This is a genomic window from Streptomyces coelicoflavus (assembly GCF_045041415.1).
GTDB classification, from domain to species: Bacteria; Actinomycetota; Actinomycetes; order Streptomycetales; family Streptomycetaceae; genus Streptomyces; species Streptomyces coelicoflavus.
On sequence record NZ_CP108218.1, the window covers coordinates 5,676,493 to 5,693,361 of the forward strand.

Sequence of the window (16,869 nt, forward strand, 5' to 3'; positions counted from 1 at the left end):
CGGCTAGCCTCGACGACGGGGGGACCGGCTCGGAACCGACCGGTTCCGACCGCGCTCAGGACGGAGGCGAGCAGTGTCGGCCAACGCGGTGGTGATCGGTGCCGGAGTCGCAGGTCTGACGACAGCGGTGTGTCTCGCGGAGTCGGGGACGAAGGTGAGGGTGGACGCCGACCTCGCCCCCGGTGAGACGACCTCGGCGGCCGCCGGTGCGATGTGGGACCCGTACCTCGCCGAGCCCCGGGACCTGGTGGAGCGCTGGGCGCTGGCGACCCTGTCGGAGCTCACCGCCCTGAGCTCCGGCCAGGACACCGGCATCCGCATGGTGGAAGGGACCCAGGAGTCCAGGACGCCCTGCCCCCTGCCCGCCTGGGGCAGCGCCGTGGGGGCGCGCCCGTGCCCGCCCGAGGAGCTCAGGAACGGATTCGTCACCGGATGGCGCTACCGCGCTCCCGTCGTCGACATGCCCCGCTACCTCGACTACCTCGCCCGGCGACTCGTCCAGGCGGGAGGATCGTTTCGCCGCCATCGCTACGAGACGGTGGCGCAGGCGATGCGTGAGGCACCCGTGGTCGTCAACTGCTCCGGCTCCGGGGCACGGACCCTGGCGGGCGATCCCGAGGTCGAGGCGGTGCGCGGCCAGCTCGTCGTGGTGGAGAATCCCGGCATCGAGTCGTTCTTCTGCGACGACACTCCGGAAGCGGACGAACTCACCTACATCTACCCGCACTCCGGGACCGTGGTGCTCGGCGGAACGTCGGACCGGGGCGACTGGGACGTGACACCCCGCGACAGCGTCGCCGACCGGATCGTCCGCCGGTGCGTCGCCGTGGAACCTTCCCTCGCCGGAGCCCGCGTCCTCGGACAGCGGGTGGGCCTCAGACCGGTGCGCAGCAGTGTCCGGCTGACGGAGGACCGGCACGAGGGCGGGCTGCTCGTGCACAACTACGGTCACGGCGGCGCCGGTGTGACGCTCTCCTGGGGCTGTGCGCGAGAAGTGCTGCGACGGGTGCGCGACAGCGGCCTGACTAACTGATGCGCCACTGCCGGCGTTCCGCGATGTCGGCCTCCGCCCCCCTGCGGAAGAGATACAGCCCGGTGCGCGCCGAAAGGGTGAGGACCAGGGCGGTGGTCCACGGCCAGCTTGTGGCATCGGCGGCCACCAGGCCCGCGCCGACCGTCGGCGAAGCCGCGGTGAGCACCGTCAACGCCCGCTCACCCAGGCTCCGTCGGAAGCGGTGGGCGATGGAGAACTCGGACCGTTCGTACCAGGCGATGGCGGCACTGAGGGCAACGGCCAGGACCATCGTCGTCCAGAGGTTCCCGCTGGCCTGTGCGTAGGTCACGGGGAGGGAGATCAGGAAGGGGAGCACGCCACCGTACTCGGACAGCACGTTGCCCCACTTCATGACCTTGCCGAAGGAGTTGGAGCGGATGCGGGCGAGTTCCCCGGACGCACTCGCGTACACGATGAGGGAGAGCACCGTGCTGAACGTCGCCCCGATGAGGAGCAGGCGTACGTCGTCGGGGAACCGGGTCGAGGAGAAGGCGAAGCCGAGGAGGAAGGTGATGGCGGCGAGGATGGAACCCGCGAACGCGATGCCCGCCGCCGCCTCGCCCGACTGAAGCGTCGCCGGGTCGTCCTGCTCGAACCTGGCCACTTCGAACGCCGACCCGCCGCCCAGGGGCACCAGCGCCGTCACCGCGTGGTCGGACGGGGCCAGGGACTCGGCGAGTTGCTCCCGGTCCTGCACCGGCACGAGATGTCGCGCGTCCGGATCCACGTACGCGATACGCGGCTTGTGCTGATAGTGAATGCGTACGTCGTCCTCCGGGCCGCCGGTGCGCATGAGCCGGGTGCCCAGGAAGCCGCTCGACAGGAAGAGCCGCGACAGTGCCGTGTCCCGCGGATCGGCCAGAACGGATATGAGCGGTGGTTCGGAGTGCTGGCGGGAGAGCTCCCTGACGGCGTCGGCCAGCAATTGGGCGGCGATGCCCCGCCGCCGCGACGTCGGACGGACCGCTATCACGGACAGGCGCACATGCCCCGGTGACGGCGCCTCGGCCACGAGGCACCCCGTCAAGGCGCCGTCGGTTTCCACGACTCGTACCAGGCCCCGTGCCAGCGCGGTGTCCAGGCAGTCGGAGGAAGGGATGGCCGCCGCGGCACACGAGTCGGCGAGCAGGGAGCGCAGCCGTGCACGGTCGGAGACGCCGGCTTTCCTGGTGGACCATGCAGGCATGTTCGTCCGTTTCGGTCAGCCCGAGTACCCAGGCCTGTATGTTACCGACCGACACGGGTCTCCAAGGGTCCCTTCGGCAACGGAACCTAGGGAGCAGACACGGCTGTGACGGATGCAGTGTTCCACGAGAGCGCCGCCGGACCGCGTACCCGGTCCGTGCCGCTGGCCCACCTCTCCCTGGAACTGGGCCACCTCTACATGGAGGACTTCGAGGCCGGGCCCGAGCGGCTGCGCGCGCACTTCGCCGAAGTACGCCCCTGGGTGGAGGCGGCCCGCGCCGCCGCCACCGCCCGGGCCGGGGACAAGCGGGCCCGGGTCAGCACCTGCTTCCTCGTCGACGACTACTTCACCCGCTTCTCCACCCCCGCCGAGGTCGTGCCCACACTCCTCGCGGAGGCCGAACGGGCCGGGCTGGACATCGACTACCTCGCCCGCGAGTCCGGCTGCGCCGTCACCGGTGGGACACCCGTCGCCGAGGCGGTGACCGCCCGCATCGTCGAGTCCCCGCCGCCCGGCAGCCACGGCCTGCGCCCGCCCGTCACGCAGACCGGCTGGCTCGCCAACGGCGAACGCGGTTCCGTCGCCCGCGCACCGCGGGCCATGCGACGGGCCGTGCCCTGGAGACCGCCGCACGAGACCGCGGCCCGCCACCACTCCGTCTTCCTCGACGTCGAGCTGTGGAGCGACGACGCCGACGGGCAGCGCCTGTGGTCCTGCCCCCTCCTCGCCGCCGTGTGGCAGCTCGCCCGCCTCGGACTCCTGCGCGACGAGGGCGAGGCCGTCTTCTCCCCCGAGCCGCACACCGCCACCGGCTTCCCCGACCGGTGGGACGACCTGCCCACCCTGCTGCGGCTCAATGAGCGCGCGGACCCTTTCGCCGCCTACCGCACCTGCTCCGTCCTGCCCACCCGGTTCCTCCCCGTCGAGCACGCCGTCCGCGTGATCCTCGACCAGGTCGAGGTCGACCCGGGGGCGCTGGCGCAGGTCGCCGACCGCTCTAGGACGGAGCGCATGGCCGTCCCCGACCCGGTCGCCGACCGCATCTCCTACGTCTACTGCTCGGGGCCCTGACATGGGCCCGCGGCAGAGCACCCCGCCCGCCGTCCTCGTCTGCGGCGAGATCCGCACCTGCCTGCTGCCTGCCCGGCAGGCCCTCGACCTCCGCTCTGCCGCCCGGCTCCTCGGACTGCGCCCCGGCGAACGCGTCCTGCTCTCCGAGCGCCCCGGCCGCTACGCGCGTTCCCCCACCACCCTCACCGGCGTCGACTGCCCCGTGCCCAGCGCCGACGGCGCCCGCGTCCGCGCCGTCGGCACCGTCGCCGCCCACGCCGCGCTCACCGAGGGCCGTGTGCTTCAGACCTCCGCCCACTGCCGTCTGCCCGGCACCGGCCCCGACCGGCGGCGGCCCTGGGGCGAGTACCTGGTACGGCCCGGACTCGTCGAACCGCTCGGCAGGCTCCCCCACGAGGCGGTCGCGCGGGGCGTCCTCGACGGCCCGCGCCACGGCGACCTCGACGTCGGTCTCATCGCCGACGGCCTGCTCACCCGCGTGCTGCGCCACCCCTTGCTCGACCAGCGACCGCCCTTCCGCTCCCGCCCCACCCGGCTGCGCTGGGCGGCCCTGCCCGCCGCACCCGGCGAGGGCCCCTCGCTGGAACGGTTCACCCTCGCCGAGGACGAACTGCGCACCGTACGACTGCGCGTGCCCGAGACGATCCCGGTCTCCGACCTCGCCCTGCTCTGCGACGACCTCGCCCTGCACGACTGGCTGCTCACCACCGTCGCCCGCATGCTCGACGGCCTGCGCCCCGGCACCTCGACCGCCGAGGACGCCGGCGCCGTCGTGCGGACGCTGCGTCCGGCCGTCGACCACCTCCTGCACCTGTGGATGCCGGGCGCCCGGGTCACCCGCGAACTGGCCGCGCTGTGGGACCCGCTGGAGGAACGGCCCGGCTTCACCCGGCAGTGGCAGGCCCTGGTGCAGCGCATCCGCGACCAGCTCGCCCTGCACGCCGTTCCCACGGCGCACCGGGACGTGGCACCGGGCCCCTGACCGCGCCGCGCCGTACTCCCGCGGGAGTAACGAACCCCCCACGTCACCCCCGGCAGTACCCGCAGGGTCGGTCTCACGTCCGACGCGGTGGGGTGCGGGTGGCGGAAGTCTGGAGGGTGATCCAGACATCCACCGGAGGGAGGCCCGTCAGATGGGGGCCACAACGACAGGCGGGGCGCGGCGGCGGGCCGTGCCCTGGCTGGTGCTCGGGCTGTGGGTCGCCGTGCTGGCGATCGCCTCGCCGTTCGCGGCGAAGCTCGGGGACGTGCAGCGGGACCGGGCCGTCGACTACCTGCCGGCGAGCGCCGACTCGACGCAGGTCGCCAAGATCCAGGAGCGGCTGCCGGGCGGCGAGGCCACCGAGATGGTCCTCGTCTACCACCGCGACGCCGGACTGACCGCCGCCGACCGGGCCACCGCCGCAGAGCAGGTCGCCGAGATCGCCGGCGCGCACGAACTCACCGGCCGCCCGGAGGGCATCCCGTCCAAGGACGGCGCCACCCTCATGTACCCGGTCGCCTCCACCGAGCCCGGCACGGACGAGAAGGCGCGCGACGCACTCGTCAACGACGTACGGGACGTCGCCCGGGGCGGCGACGGGCTCAGCGTCCAGGTCGGCGGCGCGGGCGCGCTCGCCACCGACTCCGCCGAGGTCTACAACTCCCTCGACGGGCCCCTGCTCTACACCACCGCGGCCGTGGTGGCCCTCCTGCTGATCCTCATCTACCGCAGCCCCTTCCTGTGGCTCGTCCCGCTCGCCGTCGCCGGAATGGCCGACTACCTCTCCATGGGCGTCGCCTACGGCCTCAACCAGGTCTTCGGCACCGCCGTCTCCGGCCAGAGCAGCGGCATCATGACCATCCTCGTCTTCGGCGTCGGCACCGACTACGCGCTGCTCCTCGTCTCCCGCTACCGCGAGGAACTGCGCCGTATCGAGCGGCCGTACGACGCCATGCTCGCCGCGCTGCGCGGCTGCGGCCCCGCCGTGCTCGCCTCCTCCGGCACCGTCGCCGCGGGACTGCTGTGCCTGCTCGCCGCCGACCTCAACTCCAGCCGGGGCATGGGCCCCCTCGGCACCGTCGGGGTGCTGTGCGCGCTGGCCGCCATGCTGACCCTGCTGCCCGCGCTGCTGGTGCTGCTCGGCCGCCGTGTCTTCTGGCCGCTCGTGCCCCGCTACGGCACCACCCCCAAGGCCCGCCGCTCGCTGTTCGCCGCGATGGGCAGCTCCGCCGAACGCCGGCCCCGCACCGTCCTGGTGGGCGGCGCCGTCCTGCTCGGCGCCCTCGCGCTCGGCACGTTCACCCTGCCCGGCAGCATCAAGCAGGAGGACTCCTTCACCACCCGCCCCGACGCGATCGCCGCCATGGAGACCCTCGCCGACGCCTTCCCGGAGTCCGGCACCCAGCCGATCACCGTCATCAGCCCCACCGACCGCGCCGGCGCCGCGCTCGCCGAGATCCGCGCCACCGACGGAGTCGAGAGCGCCGAGACCGGCCGCAGCGGCGACGGGTGGACCGAGCTGACCGTCCTGGCCTCCACCCCGCCCCAGTCGGCCGCCGAGACCGCCACCATCGAGGAACTGCGCGACAAGCTCGACGGCTCCTACGTCGGCGGTCCCAGCGCCCAGCAGATCGACCTGGAGAACACCAACGCGCGGGACACCGTCATCGTCGTACCGATCGTGCTGCTGTCGGTGCTGCTGATCCTCACGGTGCTGCTGCGCTCCCTGGTCGCGCCGCTGATCCTGGTCGCCGCCGTCGTCGCCGTGTGGGGCGCGGCCCTCGGCATCGGCGGCCTCGTCTTCGAGCCGCTCTTCGGCTTCGAGGGCACCGACCCCGGACTCGGCCTGCTCTCCTTCGTCTTCCTCGTCGCCCTCGGCGTCGACTACGGCATCTTCCTGATGCACCGGATGCGCGAGGAGGCCCTGCACGGCGCCGAACCGACCCAGGCGGCGCTGTCCGCGCTGCGCACCACCGGCGGTGTCATCGCCTCGGCGGGGCTGGTCCTCGCGGCCACCTTCGCCGTGCTCACCAGCATGCCCATGGTGCAACTGGTCGAGCTGGGCTTCGTCATCGCGGTCGGCGTCCTGCTCGACACCTTCCTCGTCCGCACCTACCTGGTCACCAGCGCGAGCGTCGCCCTGCGCCGCCGGGTGTGGTGGCCGGGGCGGCTGTCCCGGGACCCCGGACCGTCCTCGCCGGACGGCGTGCGGGAAACCGTCGGTGTCTGAGGTGCCCGACGGCCGGAGCGCGCCCCTCCCCTCCCGGTGGGGCGCGCGGGTCGCGGAGTATGGACGCGTGCACCCCACGACCGAGGCAGTGTCCCGCCCCCGCGTCGGCGACCGGATCATCGCCGCCATCAACCGCGACCCGCGCACCGCCCCGCACGGCACCCGCAACGACGCCGTGCTCGCCGCGGCCCTCCTCACCGGCGCCGTCTGTCTGGCGCTCCTCACCCACGACGCCCAGCGCCCGGACGCCCTCGGCTGGACGCTGCTGGTCGCCGCGCACGTCCCGATCGTGTGGCGGCGGCGCCGCCCGCTGCTGGTGCTCGCGGCACTGGTCGCCGTGGCCGCGCCGTACCACGCGATGGACAACAACCACACCGCGGTGGGCCCCGCCTCCTACGTGGCCCTGTACACCCTGGCCGTCACCGGCCGCCCCCTGCGCACCGTCGTGACCGGCGTCGCGGTCCTCACCGTGTCGGTCAGCATCATGCTCACCGTCAACACCCACCAGGCCCTCGAACTGCTCCGTATCTCCGGCTGGGTGATCGCCATCCTCTTCTGCGGCATCGACATCCGCTACTACCGCCAGTACGTCGCCGCCATAGTGGAGCGCGCCGAACGCGCCGAGCGCACCCGCGAGGAGGAGGCCCGGCGCCGCGTCGCCGAGGAACGCCTGCGCGTCGCCCGCGACCTGCACGACCTGCTCGCGCACAGCATCACCCTCATCGGCGTGCAGACCTCCGTCGCCGCGCACGTCCTGACCGCCGACCCCGAACGCCTGGACCGGACGGCCGTCGCCAGGGCCCTCGACGACATCGCCGAGACCTGCCGCACCGCACGCGGCGAACTGCGCACCACCCTGGAGGTCCTGCGGGCGCAGGACAACGCGGGCGTCCCCGACGCGCGCGGCCCGCTGCCCAACCTGGGCGGGCTGACCGACCTGGCGGAGAGCGCCCGGCTCGCCGGAGCCCACGTGGAGCTGTCGGTGCGCGCCGACGACGTCCCCTCCGCGGTCGGCGCGGCCGCCTACCGCATCGTCCAGGAGGCGCTGACCAACGTCGTACGCCACGCGGGACCGAAACCGTCCGTCCGCGTCGACGTGCACGCCGGGCCCGGCGCCCTGCGCCTGTCCGTCACCGACGACGGCACCGGCCCCGACCCGGCGGACACCCCCGGCTTCGGCCTCGTCGGCATGCGGGAGCGGGCCCGCAGCGTGGGTGGCACACTCGACGCCGGACCGCGGGAGCACGCCGACGGCTTCCAGGTGACGGCCGTACTGCCGACTCCCGCCACGCCCCCGACGACGACCGGCACGACGCTCACCTCGGAGAGAACCGGATGACGATTCGCGTACTGCTCGCGGACGACCAGAACCTCGTCCGCGCGGCGTTCGCCCTGCTCGTGGCGTCGGCCCCCGACATGGAGGTGGTCGGCGAGGCCGCCACCGGCCGCGAGGCCGTGCACCTGGCCCGCGCCTCGCGCGCCGACCTCGTCGTCATGGACGTGCGCATGCCCGACCTGGACGGCATCGAGGCGACCCGGCTGATCGCCGCCGACGAGGACCTGGCGGGGGTGAAGGTGCTGGTCCTCACCACCTACGACACCGACGAGAACATCGTGGACGCGCTGCGCGCGGGCGCCTCCGCGTTCCTGGTCAAGGACACCAGGCCCGCCGAACTCCTGGACGCCATCCGCACGGTGACGGCCGGCGACGCCCTCCTCTCACCCGGCCCGACGGCCCGCCTGATCGAACGCTTCCTGCGCAGCCCGTCGGCCCACCACACGCCCGGATCGGGCCCCGACTGCCTCTCCGACCGGGAACGCCAGGTCCTCACCCTGGTCGCCCGGGGCCTCAACAACACGGAGATCGCCGAGACCCTGGGCCTGAGCCCCCTCACCGCGAAGACCCACGTCAGCCGCATCATGGGCAAGCTGGAGGTGCGGGACCGGGCGCAACTGGTCATCGTGGCCTACGAGTCGGGCCTGGTGACGCCGGGGACGAGTGGTCAGCGGCAGTAGAGGTCCGCGTCGGGGCGCTGCCCGGTCGCGAGGAACCGGGAGACCGTGGCGTCCCCGCAGGCGTTGCCGTTGGCCAGGTAGGCGTCGTGGCCGGTGGAGTCCACGGTGACCATGACCGCGCGGCGGCCGAGTGCCTCCCGCATCCGCAGGGCGCCGGCGAGCGGGGTGTTGACGTCCCGTTCGTTCTGAACGAGCAGGATGTTGGAGGGACCGCGGTCGGTGATCCGGACGGGTGCCTCACGCGGCGGGTACGGCCAGGCCGCGCAGAGCATCGCGTTGCGGGGCATCCCGGCGGTGAGCGGGTACTTGGCGCGGCTCTCGGCGACGCCCTTCTCGTACGCGGCCGCCGTGCGGGGCCAGGCGACGTCGTTGCAGAGGACGCCGGCTCCGACGGCGGCGACGTTCTGGAGCACCGCCTCGGGCGGCGCCTGGGGCGCGGGCGGCACGGTGCCCCGCTGGGCGGCCAGCATCAGCTTGGCGAGCGTCGGATAGCGGCTGGGGGCGGCGAAGGTCTCCAGCATCGTCTGGCGCAGCACGTTGCCGTTCAGCTCCTCGGGGTTGGCCCCGGGCCAGGGGATCGGTTCCCGGTCGAGCCGGGCGGCGAGCCGCAGGAACAGCGGCCGCACGTCGGCGGCCCGGTCCGCCAGGCGGTCAGGGTTGCCGGGCTCCGACGCCCACGCGGCGAAGTGCGGGAAGGTGTCCTCGACGCCCTGCTCGTGCGCCGCAAGCCAGGTTCGGTTGACCAGAGCCGGGTCGGGGTTGTCGATGCTGTCCAGCACGATCCGGTCGGTGCGGTGCGGGAACAACTGCGCGTACACGGCCCCGACGTACGTCCCGTACGACACGCCCCACGCGGAGATCCTCCGCTCGCCCAGCGCGGCCCGGAGGCGGTCGATGTCGCGGGCCTCGTTGGCGGTGCTGAGGTGCTTGATCAGCTCGCCGCCGTTGCGTGCGCAGGCGTCGGCCATGCGCCGGGCGGTGGTCATGTTCCCGTCCACCGAGCCGTCGGGGGCGGGCCAGGGGCGGAGCCTGGAGGTGGCGAGGTCGCCGTGCTCCAGGCCGCAGTCGGCGGGAGTGGACGGGGCGAGCCCGCGCGGCGCGAACCCGATGAGGTCGTGGGTGTCGCGGACGCGCTGGGGCAGCTTCTGTCCCTTCCCCGAGGGGTCGTTGAGGCTCGACCCGCCCGGCCCGCCGGCGATGAGCAGCAGGGCCCCGCGCCGGGCGTCCGGCTTCTCGGCGGGGATGCGGGAGACGGCCATCTCGATACGGGGACCCTCGGGATCGGCGTAGTCCATCGGCACGTCGAGGGTGGCGCACTCCTGCCGGGGGTCGAGCCCCGTGCCCTCGCAGGCGGACCAGGTGAGGGGCTCGGGCCTGTTCGTGCCCGTCGCGGAGGCGGTCACCGGTGCGGTGACGCCCAGGAGGGCGGTGGACACGCCGACGATGGCGGCGTTGCGGATGCTTCTGCTTCGCTTGCGCTGCGTCATACGAGGAGCCTCGCCGAAGCCCGGGGGTCGCCACATCCGGGTAACAACCCGATATATCCGGGGGGTTGCCCCCTAGGGAAAGCGCCGTGCGGACTAGGGGAAGGTCACGTTGCTCTCGAAGTTGAGCCAGGCGAGGGAGGCGATGGTGCCCAGTGAGGGGCACAGCTCCCGCAGCTTGGCCGAGTCGGTCTTGGGCGGTGTGGAACCCATGCCGTAGCAACCGAGCTTGCGGACGGTGCCCACCGTCTTCACCACGTGGTCCGCGGACTTCTCGACCTCGGTGTACTCACCGTCGGGGAAGTCGCGCCCGATGCTCTCGGCCATCGCGCCGGCGAGTTCCGCGGCCGCGGTGAGGTCCTCCCCGCAACCGGGGTCGTCCCAGGCGACGTGACCGCACATCGGGGAGGTGCTCATGCCGTAGGTGACGCGGAAGAGCGGCAGCAGCTCCGCGGGGGTCGCGGGCTTGGCCGAGGAGGCGGCCGCCGAGGGCCGCTTCGACTCCGACGGGGCGGAGGAAGCGGCCCGGGGCGACGGCCGGTCGTCGGCCGCCTTCCCGTCGTCGCCGCAGGCGGACAGCGTCAGGGCCGTCGTCACGGCTGCGGACAGGGCGAGGGCGAATCGGCGCGTGATCATGGGGCCACTCAAGCGCCGGACGAGTTGTTCAGACACCCGGTGTGCAGGACTGAACAACGGCCTCCGAACCCACTCCCGGAGTACCCGTCCATCAACCCTCGACAAAGAAGCTGTCGTGCCGGACCTGGAACGCCCGCAGCTCCTCACCGCCCCGCTGCGCGAACTCGGCGACGCGCTCGAAGTACTCCTCGCGCGGAGCGCCCGGCGAGAAGAGCATCAGCATGGACAGCGGGTCGTCGCTGTCGTTCTTGAAGGCGTGCAGCCCGCCGACCGGGACATACAGGAAGTCGCCCTGCCGGCCGGTGACCCAGCGTTCGCCGTTGTAGAGCTCCACCTCTCCCGACAGGACGTAGAAGGACTCGGAGATGCCCCGGTGGAAGTGCGTCTTGGCGCCGGGCGCCTTGGGCCCCATGTCCACCTTGTACAGGCCGAACTCACCCCCGGTGGAGGCGTGGCTCGCGAGGTAGTGGGTGGTCGTGCCGCCGGGAGAGACGATGTCCGGCGGGGTGTCGGCCGGCCTGAAGACGGCGTTGATCTCGCCGTTCTCACCGAGGTAGCGCGGCTCCGGGTACGACATGGTGTGCCTCCTCCGTCGTGACTGGCTGAGGCAACTCTGACTGACCGGAGGCGCCTTGGGCATCGTCCGGAAGATCGACAGGGACGGGGACGCAAGTCCTAGGTCGCGGTACCGCGTGTGGGACGAGTGGCCCCCACGGTGCGTACGAACGCCGTCCAGGCGCCGGACCCGACGACGACCACGGGGCCGTTGGTCACCTTGCTGTCCCGGACGGGTATGACGCCGGGGACTCCGTCGGTGACTTCGAGGCAGTTGCCGCCCTCGCCGTTGCTGTACGTGCTCTTGCGCCAGTGGGCGTTGGTCAGGTCGTACTCGCGCATCGTCTGAAGTCCTCCGCCGCCGAGTCGATCAGGGCCAGGGACGCCTCCGGCGACAGCGCGGCGACCCTGAGTAGATCGTATGCGCGCTGCGCCCGCTTCACCACGGCCGGAACGTCCACCAACGTTCCCGAAAACGACGTCTCTGTATAGGCGACCGGGGGCGCGTCCTCGAAGTCCATGAGCCGCAGATCCCCGGTCATGGCAGCATGTGCTCCTGCCTCGTACGGAAGCACCGTCACCACCGCCGTGCGCTCGCGGACCAGTCGGGAGATGTGGTCGAGTTGAGCCGTCATGGCCTGCGGGCCACCCATGGGGATCCGCAGCACGTTCTCGTGCAGAGTCACCCAATACTCGGGCCGTGCAGCGTCGTCGAGGACCAGTGCTCGCTCCAGCCTCGCGGTGACGATCTCGTCGACGTAGGAGTCCGGCTTGAACGGATTCGCGGCGATCGTGACCGCGCGCGCGTAGTGCTCCGTCTGAAGCAGACCCGGCACGACCGTCGGTGCGAACTCGCAGACCTTCGTGGCCAGCCGCTCCAGCTCGACCACCCCCGCGAAGTAATCCGCATACCGGGGATCATCGATCAGCTTCCGGCACAGTCGCTCGAAAATACCGTCGGTTTGTAGTGTCTCGTCGATCCGCTGGGCCACATCCAGCTGCGGTTTACGAATTGCCTGTTCGAACTGGCCGATGTAGCCGCCGGAGACGAATACCCGGGCCCCCAGCTCTACTTGGGTGATTCCGGCGTCCTCCCGCCGTCGTTTCAGTTCTGTTCCGAAGAACTCCCACGCGGCCTGCCGTGAACCATTGGCCATAACCAACCCCCATGCACTGACCCGCACTTGTAGTGCGCATACTCCTGTCGAGTGTAGGCACGTCGCGGCATTCTGGGGACACGAAGAGTGAAAACGTAAAAGGGAGGGAACGCGGTGGAAGCACGACACTCGGCGCTCTGCGTCGAAGGAGCGGAGGACACGGTGAAAGAATTGCGCGCAGCGCTCGCCGAGGCAGGAATTGTTCTGCCCTCACTCGGGCTCGACCCGGTGAGTCTCGCGCGGGAGGCCCCCTGCCCGCTCGTCGAATTGGGCCGGTGTTCCGTGGAGACCGCGCGGCGCCTCGCGGCGGCCCTGCGATGACGACGACACCGCCCGTCGGCGTCTACGCCGTGGACACCCGCAGCGGACGGGTCGGGGTCGTCATGGGGCACGAGGGACCGTACGTGCAGATGCGGCCGTACGGCGGGGGACGGGAGTGGGACGCCGCACCGGGTGACGTACGCCACGCCACCGCGTCGGAGCGGCTCAGCGCGGCGACGGCGTACACCAACGCCCGGAGCCGTGGTGAGGTGCCTTGAAGGATGCGCGAGAATGGGCGGCATGAGTCTGTTCCGCGACGACGGCATCGTGCTGCGCACCCAGAAGCTGGGCGAGGCGGACCGGATCATCACCATGCTCACGCGCGGTCACGGCCGCGTACGCGCCGTGGCGCGCGGGGTGCGGCGCACGAAGTCGAAGTTCGGGGCGCGGCTGGAGCCGTTCTCGCACGTGGACGTGCAGTTCTTCTCGAAGGGCAGCGAGCTGGTCGGGCGCGGCCTGCCGCTGTGCACGCAGAGCGAGACGATCGCGCCCTACGGCGGCGGGATCGTCACCGACTACGCGCGGTACACCGCCGGGACCGCCATGCTGGAGACGGCCGAGCGGTTCACCGACCACGAGGGCGAGCCGGCGGTGCAGCAGTACCTGCTGCTCGTGGGCGCGCTCAGGACCCTCGCCCGGGGCGAGCACGCCCCGACGCTCGTGCTGGACGCGTTCCTGCTGCGCTCGCTGGCCGTGAACGGCTACGCCCCGACCTTCGGGGACTGCGCGAAGTGCGGCCTGCCCGGTCCGAACCGGTTCTTCTCGGTCGGCTCGGGCGGCTCCGTCTGCGTCGACTGCCGGGTGCCCGGCAGCGTCGTACCCTCGCCGCAGGCCCTGGAACTGCTCGGGGCGCTGCTTGCGGGAGACTGGGGCACGGCGGACGCGGCCGAGCCGCGGTACGTGCGGGAGGGGAGCGGACTGGTCTCCGCCTACCTGCACTGGCACCTTGAGCGGGGACTGCGCTCCCTGCGGTACGTCGAGAAGTAGAAGCAGAAGTAGGAGAGAACCGATATGGCCGTACGCGGGATTCTGGGGCGGCAGCGCCGGGAGTACAGGACGCCGGAGCCGCACCCGTCCGGCGCGCGGCCGCCGAAGCTCGGCGAGCTGGTTCCGGAGCACGTGGCGATCGTCATGGACGGCAACGGGCGCTGGGCCAAGGAGCGCGGGCTGCCGCGCACCGAGGGGCACAAGGTCGGTGCCGAGCAGGTCATGGACGTTCTCCAGGGCGCGATCGAGATGGGCGTGGGGAACATCTCCCTGTACGCCTTCTCCACCGAGAACTGGAAGCGCTCGCCGGAGGAGGTGCGCTTCCTGATGAACTTCAACCGCGACTTCATCCGCAAGTCCCGCGACACCCTCGACGCCCTCGGGGTGCGGGTGCGCTGGGCGGGGCGGATGCCCAGGCTGTGGAAGTCGGTGGCCAAGGAGCTCCAGGTCGCCCAGGAGCAGACCAAGGACAACGACCGGCTCACGCTGTACTTCTGCATGAACTACGGCGGGCGGGCCGAGATCGCCGACGCGGCGCAGGCCCTCGCGGAGGACGTGCGGGCCGGGAAGCTCGACCCGTCGAAGGTGAACGAGAAGACGCTCGCGAAGTACCTGTACTACCCGGACATGCCGGACGTGGACGTCTTCCTGCGGCCGAGCGGGGAGCAGCGCACGTCCAACTACCTGCTCTGGCAGAGCGCGTACGCGGAGATGGTCTTCCAGGACGTCCTGTGGCCCGACTTCGACCGGCGCGACCTGTGGCGGGCCTGCCTGGAGTTCGCCTCCCGCGACCGCCGGTTCGGCGGCGCCATCCCCAACGAGGAGCTGCTCGCCATGGAGGGCAAGCAGGCGTAGTACTGGCCTGTTTCGGTAGGTGATCGCCCACTGCCCGACAACCGTGAGCAGCCGGAGCTGACGGTGCGGGGGCCACTCGTTACGATGTTCCTTCGCGCGCAGGCCAACGGGGAAGGACTGCTGTGGCGCACGAGGGGGCGGGGCGTCGCCGGGACGTCCTTCAAACGGGTTGTTTCTCATCGGCCGGTGTGGTGTTTTCTGTGCCCGGCCGGCGGTTCTGTGGCCGAGGCATCGTCCTGGCCTGTTCGCGGGTTGTCGCCGTAACCGGGACGACCGAGCCGTTCGGCGTCGCCGTACCGCGCGCGGCCTGGCGGGTAAAGGATCATGAAACGTAGTCATCTTTGCGGGATTCTTGTGACTGGCGCTCTTCTCGCTTCCGGCTGTTCAGGCGGCGAGCCGGGGTACGATTACGCCATTCCTTCGCGGCTGTGCGGCGTCGGGGTCGACCAGTCTGATCTGAAGCGGATTCTTCCGCCGGGGGACGAAGGGCGGGCTGTGGAGTCCGGGGTCAACGACTGGAAGTTTCACAAGTGCCAGGTGGTCGTCGAAGAGAAGCTGGCGCTGAACGTGCGAATTTCGCGTGATGTCATGGCGGATGACGCTGCGAAGTTCGGGATAAAGGAGTTCGGGGAGAACTTCAGGAAAATTTCTCTGAGTGGGCCCGTGACGAGCGCGGGGGTCGGGGACGACGGCGGCCTGGCGTGGATGAAGTGTCAGCCCAAGCCCGGTCAACCCCAGAACGAGGCCCCCGACCGTCCGTTCACACACCTGGTGCTGAAGATCCACACCCCTGCCGCAAGCGCAGACTCTGCCCAAACGGCTGATCACTTGTCGGACATGGAGCGCTTCCTGCGGTCTTACGTCCCGAACCTGACCGAAGCCTGGTGCACGTGAGGAGAGCCGGCGATCGAGGTGGGGCCGGGGCGCAGGGCGCCGGCCCCACCCCGCTCAGCCGCCGGAGGCCCCCGCGCAGTCGGCGCAGGTGCCGAAGATCTCCACGGTGTGCGCGACGTTGACGTAGCCGTGTTCCGCGGCGATCGCCTCGGCCCACTTCTCCACCGCCGGGCCCTCCACCTCGACCGCCTTGCCGCAGGCGCGGCAGACCAGGTGGTGGTGATGGTCGCCGGTGGAGCAGCGCCGGTAGACGGACTCGCCCTCGGCGGTGCGCAGGACGTCGACCTCGCCGGCGTCGGCGAGGGACTGCAGGGTGCGGTAGACCGTGGTGAGCCCGACCGCGTCGCCCTTGTGCTTGAGCATGTCGTGGAGTTCCTGTGCGCTGCGGAACTCCTCGACCTCCTGAAGGGCGGCCGACACGGCAGCCCGCTGCCGGGTGGCGCGGCCCTTCACGGGCGGTCCAGCGGTGGTCACTGGATTCCTCCTCACGTCTTCGCGGCTTGCCGAGCCATTGTGCCAGCCCGGTTCGACCGCGGTCAGACGCCGACCTCGTCGGCGGCCCCCCTGGTGGCCGGAATCTTGCACTCCGCCGGATCCGCGGCGGGCTGCGCGGCGGCGAGTGCCCGCGCGCGTCGCCTGGCCAGCGGGGCGGCCAGCACGCTCAGCGCGATGAACGCGCCGATGGTGAGCAGCACGATCGTGGCGCCGGGCGGCACGTCCTGGTAGTACGACGTGACGGTGCCGCCGATCGTCACGCTCACGCCGAGCGCGACGGCGATCGCGAAGGTGGCGGCGAAGCTGCGGGTGAGCTGCTGGGCCGCGGCCACCGGGACCACCATCAGCGCGGAGACCAGCAGCAGGCCGACGACGCGCATCGCGACCGTCACCGTGACCGCCGCCGTGACGGCCGTCAGCAGGTTCAGCGCGCGCACCGGCAGGCCGGTGACCCGGGCGAACTCCTCGTCCTGGCTGACGGCGAACAGTTGGCGGCGCAGGCCGACGGTGACCAGGATCACGAAGGCGGCGAGCAGGCAGATCGCGCCGACGTCGGACTCGGAGACCGTCGAGAGGGAGCCGAAGAGGTACGAGGTGAGGTTGGCGTTGGAACCGCCCGGCGCGAGGTTGATGAACATCACGCCGCCCGCCATGCCGCCGTAGAAGAGCATGGCCAGGGCGATGTCGCCGCGGGTCTTGCCGTACCAGCGGATCAGCTCCATGAGGACCGCGCCGAGGACGGAGACCAGGGTCGCCATCCACACCGGGGACCAGGAGAGCAGGAAGCCGAGGCCGACGCCGGTCATCGCCACGTGGCCGATGCCGTCGCCCATGAGGGCCTGGCGGCGCTGGACCAGGTAGATGCCGATGGCCGGGGCGGTGATGCCCACCAGGACGGCGGCGAGCAGCGCCCGCTGCATGAAGGCGTAGTTCAGGATTTCCATGG

General features: G+C 71.6%; 18 protein-coding genes. 10 read left to right on the plus strand and 8 right to left on the minus strand.

What is annotated here, in order from left to right:
• Positions 1–73: 73 nt before the first annotated feature.
• Positions 74–1,033, plus strand: coding sequence for an FAD-dependent oxidoreductase (locus OHA99_RS25270; protein ID WP_405697974.1), 960 nt, complete (start codon positions 74–76; stop codon positions 1,031–1,033).
• Here OHA99_RS25270 and OHA99_RS25275 read toward each other — a convergent pair.
• Positions 1,026–2,240: a GNAT family N-acetyltransferase gene (locus tag OHA99_RS25275; RefSeq protein WP_164384823.1), complete on the minus strand. Its 1,215-nt coding sequence runs from the start codon at positions 2,238–2,240 to the stop codon at positions 1,026–1,028. The genes OHA99_RS25270 and OHA99_RS25275 overlap by 8 nt on opposite strands.
• 105 nt (positions 2,241–2,345) lie before the next feature.
• On the opposite strand from OHA99_RS25275, the gene OHA99_RS25280 reads away from it, so the two are divergent.
• The 5 genes from OHA99_RS25280 (at position 2,346) to OHA99_RS25300 (ending at position 8,539) form a co-directional block, all read left to right on the plus strand.
• A complete protein-coding gene (locus OHA99_RS25280; protein ID WP_405697977.1) occupies positions 2,346–3,311 on the plus strand; it encodes an SCO2522 family protein in 966 nt (321 codons plus the stop codon).
• A gap of 1 nt (position 3,312) precedes the next feature.
• A complete protein-coding gene (locus tag OHA99_RS25285; protein WP_366471914.1) occupies positions 3,313–4,293 on the plus strand; it encodes an SCO2521 family protein in 981 nt (326 codons plus the stop codon).
• Between the two features lie 151 nt (positions 4,294–4,444).
• Complete coding sequence (locus OHA99_RS25290; RefSeq protein ID WP_345963452.1) at positions 4,445–6,523, plus strand: MMPL family transporter; 2,079 nt, start codon at positions 4,445–4,447, stop codon at positions 6,521–6,523.
• Positions 6,524–6,590: 67 nt separating this feature from the next.
• Positions 6,591–7,862 (plus strand): sensor histidine kinase, encoded by a 1,272-nt coding sequence (locus OHA99_RS25295; RefSeq protein ID WP_165686075.1) that lies wholly within the window; start codon positions 6,591–6,593, stop codon positions 7,860–7,862.
• Positions 7,859–8,539 carry a response regulator transcription factor gene (locus OHA99_RS25300; protein WP_153179946.1) on the plus strand — a complete coding sequence of 227 codons (681 nt, stop codon included), beginning with the start codon at positions 7,859–7,861 and terminating at the stop codon, positions 8,537–8,539. Before OHA99_RS25295 ends, OHA99_RS25300 begins: the two co-directional genes overlap by 4 nt.
• On the opposite strand, the gene OHA99_RS25305 is transcribed toward OHA99_RS25300, so the two are convergent.
• The 5 genes from OHA99_RS25305 to OHA99_RS25325 form a co-directional block, all read right to left on the minus strand.
• Positions 8,527–10,026, minus strand: coding sequence for an alpha/beta hydrolase (locus tag OHA99_RS25305; protein ID WP_366471915.1), 1,500 nt, complete (start codon positions 10,024–10,026; stop codon positions 8,527–8,529). The two genes, OHA99_RS25300 and OHA99_RS25305, sit on opposite strands and share 13 nt — an antisense overlap.
• 93 nt (positions 10,027–10,119) lie before the next feature.
• A complete protein-coding gene (locus OHA99_RS25310; RefSeq protein ID WP_405697979.1) occupies positions 10,120–10,659 on the minus strand; it encodes a hypothetical protein in 540 nt (179 codons plus the stop codon).
• A gap of 91 nt (positions 10,660–10,750) precedes the next feature.
• Complete coding sequence (locus OHA99_RS25315; RefSeq protein ID WP_153179949.1) at positions 10,751–11,236, minus strand: cupin domain-containing protein; 486 nt, start codon at positions 11,234–11,236, stop codon at positions 10,751–10,753.
• Between the two features lie 98 nt (positions 11,237–11,334).
• Positions 11,335–11,556: a DUF397 domain-containing protein gene (locus OHA99_RS25320; protein WP_405697981.1), complete on the minus strand. Its 222-nt coding sequence runs from the start codon at positions 11,554–11,556 to the stop codon at positions 11,335–11,337.
• Positions 11,538–12,371 (minus strand): helix-turn-helix transcriptional regulator, encoded by an 834-nt coding sequence (locus OHA99_RS25325; RefSeq protein ID WP_165687384.1) that lies wholly within the window; start codon positions 12,369–12,371, stop codon positions 11,538–11,540. The genes OHA99_RS25320 and OHA99_RS25325 overlap by 19 nt, the downstream gene beginning before the upstream one ends.
• Before the next feature lie 317 nt (positions 12,372–12,688).
• On the opposite strand from OHA99_RS25325, the gene OHA99_RS25330 reads away from it, so the two are divergent.
• The 4 genes from OHA99_RS25330 to OHA99_RS25345 all read left to right on the plus strand — a co-directional run bounded on the left by OHA99_RS25330 (position 12,689) and on the right by OHA99_RS25345 (position 15,428).
• Positions 12,689–12,910, plus strand: a complete 222-nt coding sequence (locus tag OHA99_RS25330) for a hypothetical protein (protein ID WP_007449592.1) — start codon at positions 12,689–12,691, stop codon at positions 12,908–12,910.
• Positions 12,911–12,932: 22 nt separating this feature from the next.
• Complete coding sequence (recO, locus tag OHA99_RS25335) at positions 12,933–13,679, plus strand: DNA repair protein RecO (RefSeq protein WP_042826133.1); 747 nt, start codon at positions 12,933–12,935, stop codon at positions 13,677–13,679.
• 24 nt (positions 13,680–13,703) lie between these two features.
• Positions 13,704–14,534, plus strand: coding sequence for an isoprenyl transferase (locus tag OHA99_RS25340; RefSeq protein ID WP_164384833.1), 831 nt, complete (start codon positions 13,704–13,706; stop codon positions 14,532–14,534).
• 324 nt (positions 14,535–14,858) lie between these two features.
• Positions 14,859–15,428, plus strand: coding sequence for a hypothetical protein (locus OHA99_RS25345; protein ID WP_405697984.1), 570 nt, complete (start codon positions 14,859–14,861; stop codon positions 15,426–15,428).
• A 54-nt stretch (positions 15,429–15,482) separates the two neighbouring features.
• Here the strand turns inward: OHA99_RS25345 and OHA99_RS25350 are convergent, their stop codons facing one another.
• Both OHA99_RS25350 and OHA99_RS25355 read right to left on the minus strand, forming a co-directional pair.
• Positions 15,483–15,902 (minus strand): Fur family transcriptional regulator, encoded by a 420-nt coding sequence (locus tag OHA99_RS25350; RefSeq protein ID WP_007449657.1) that lies wholly within the window; start codon positions 15,900–15,902, stop codon positions 15,483–15,485.
• A 62-nt stretch (positions 15,903–15,964) separates the two neighbouring features.
• On the minus strand, positions 15,965–16,867 hold the full coding sequence (locus OHA99_RS25355; protein ID WP_153179954.1) for a metal ABC transporter permease: 903 nt from the start codon (positions 16,865–16,867) through the stop codon (positions 15,965–15,967).
• Positions 16,868–16,869: the final 2 nt, after the last annotated feature.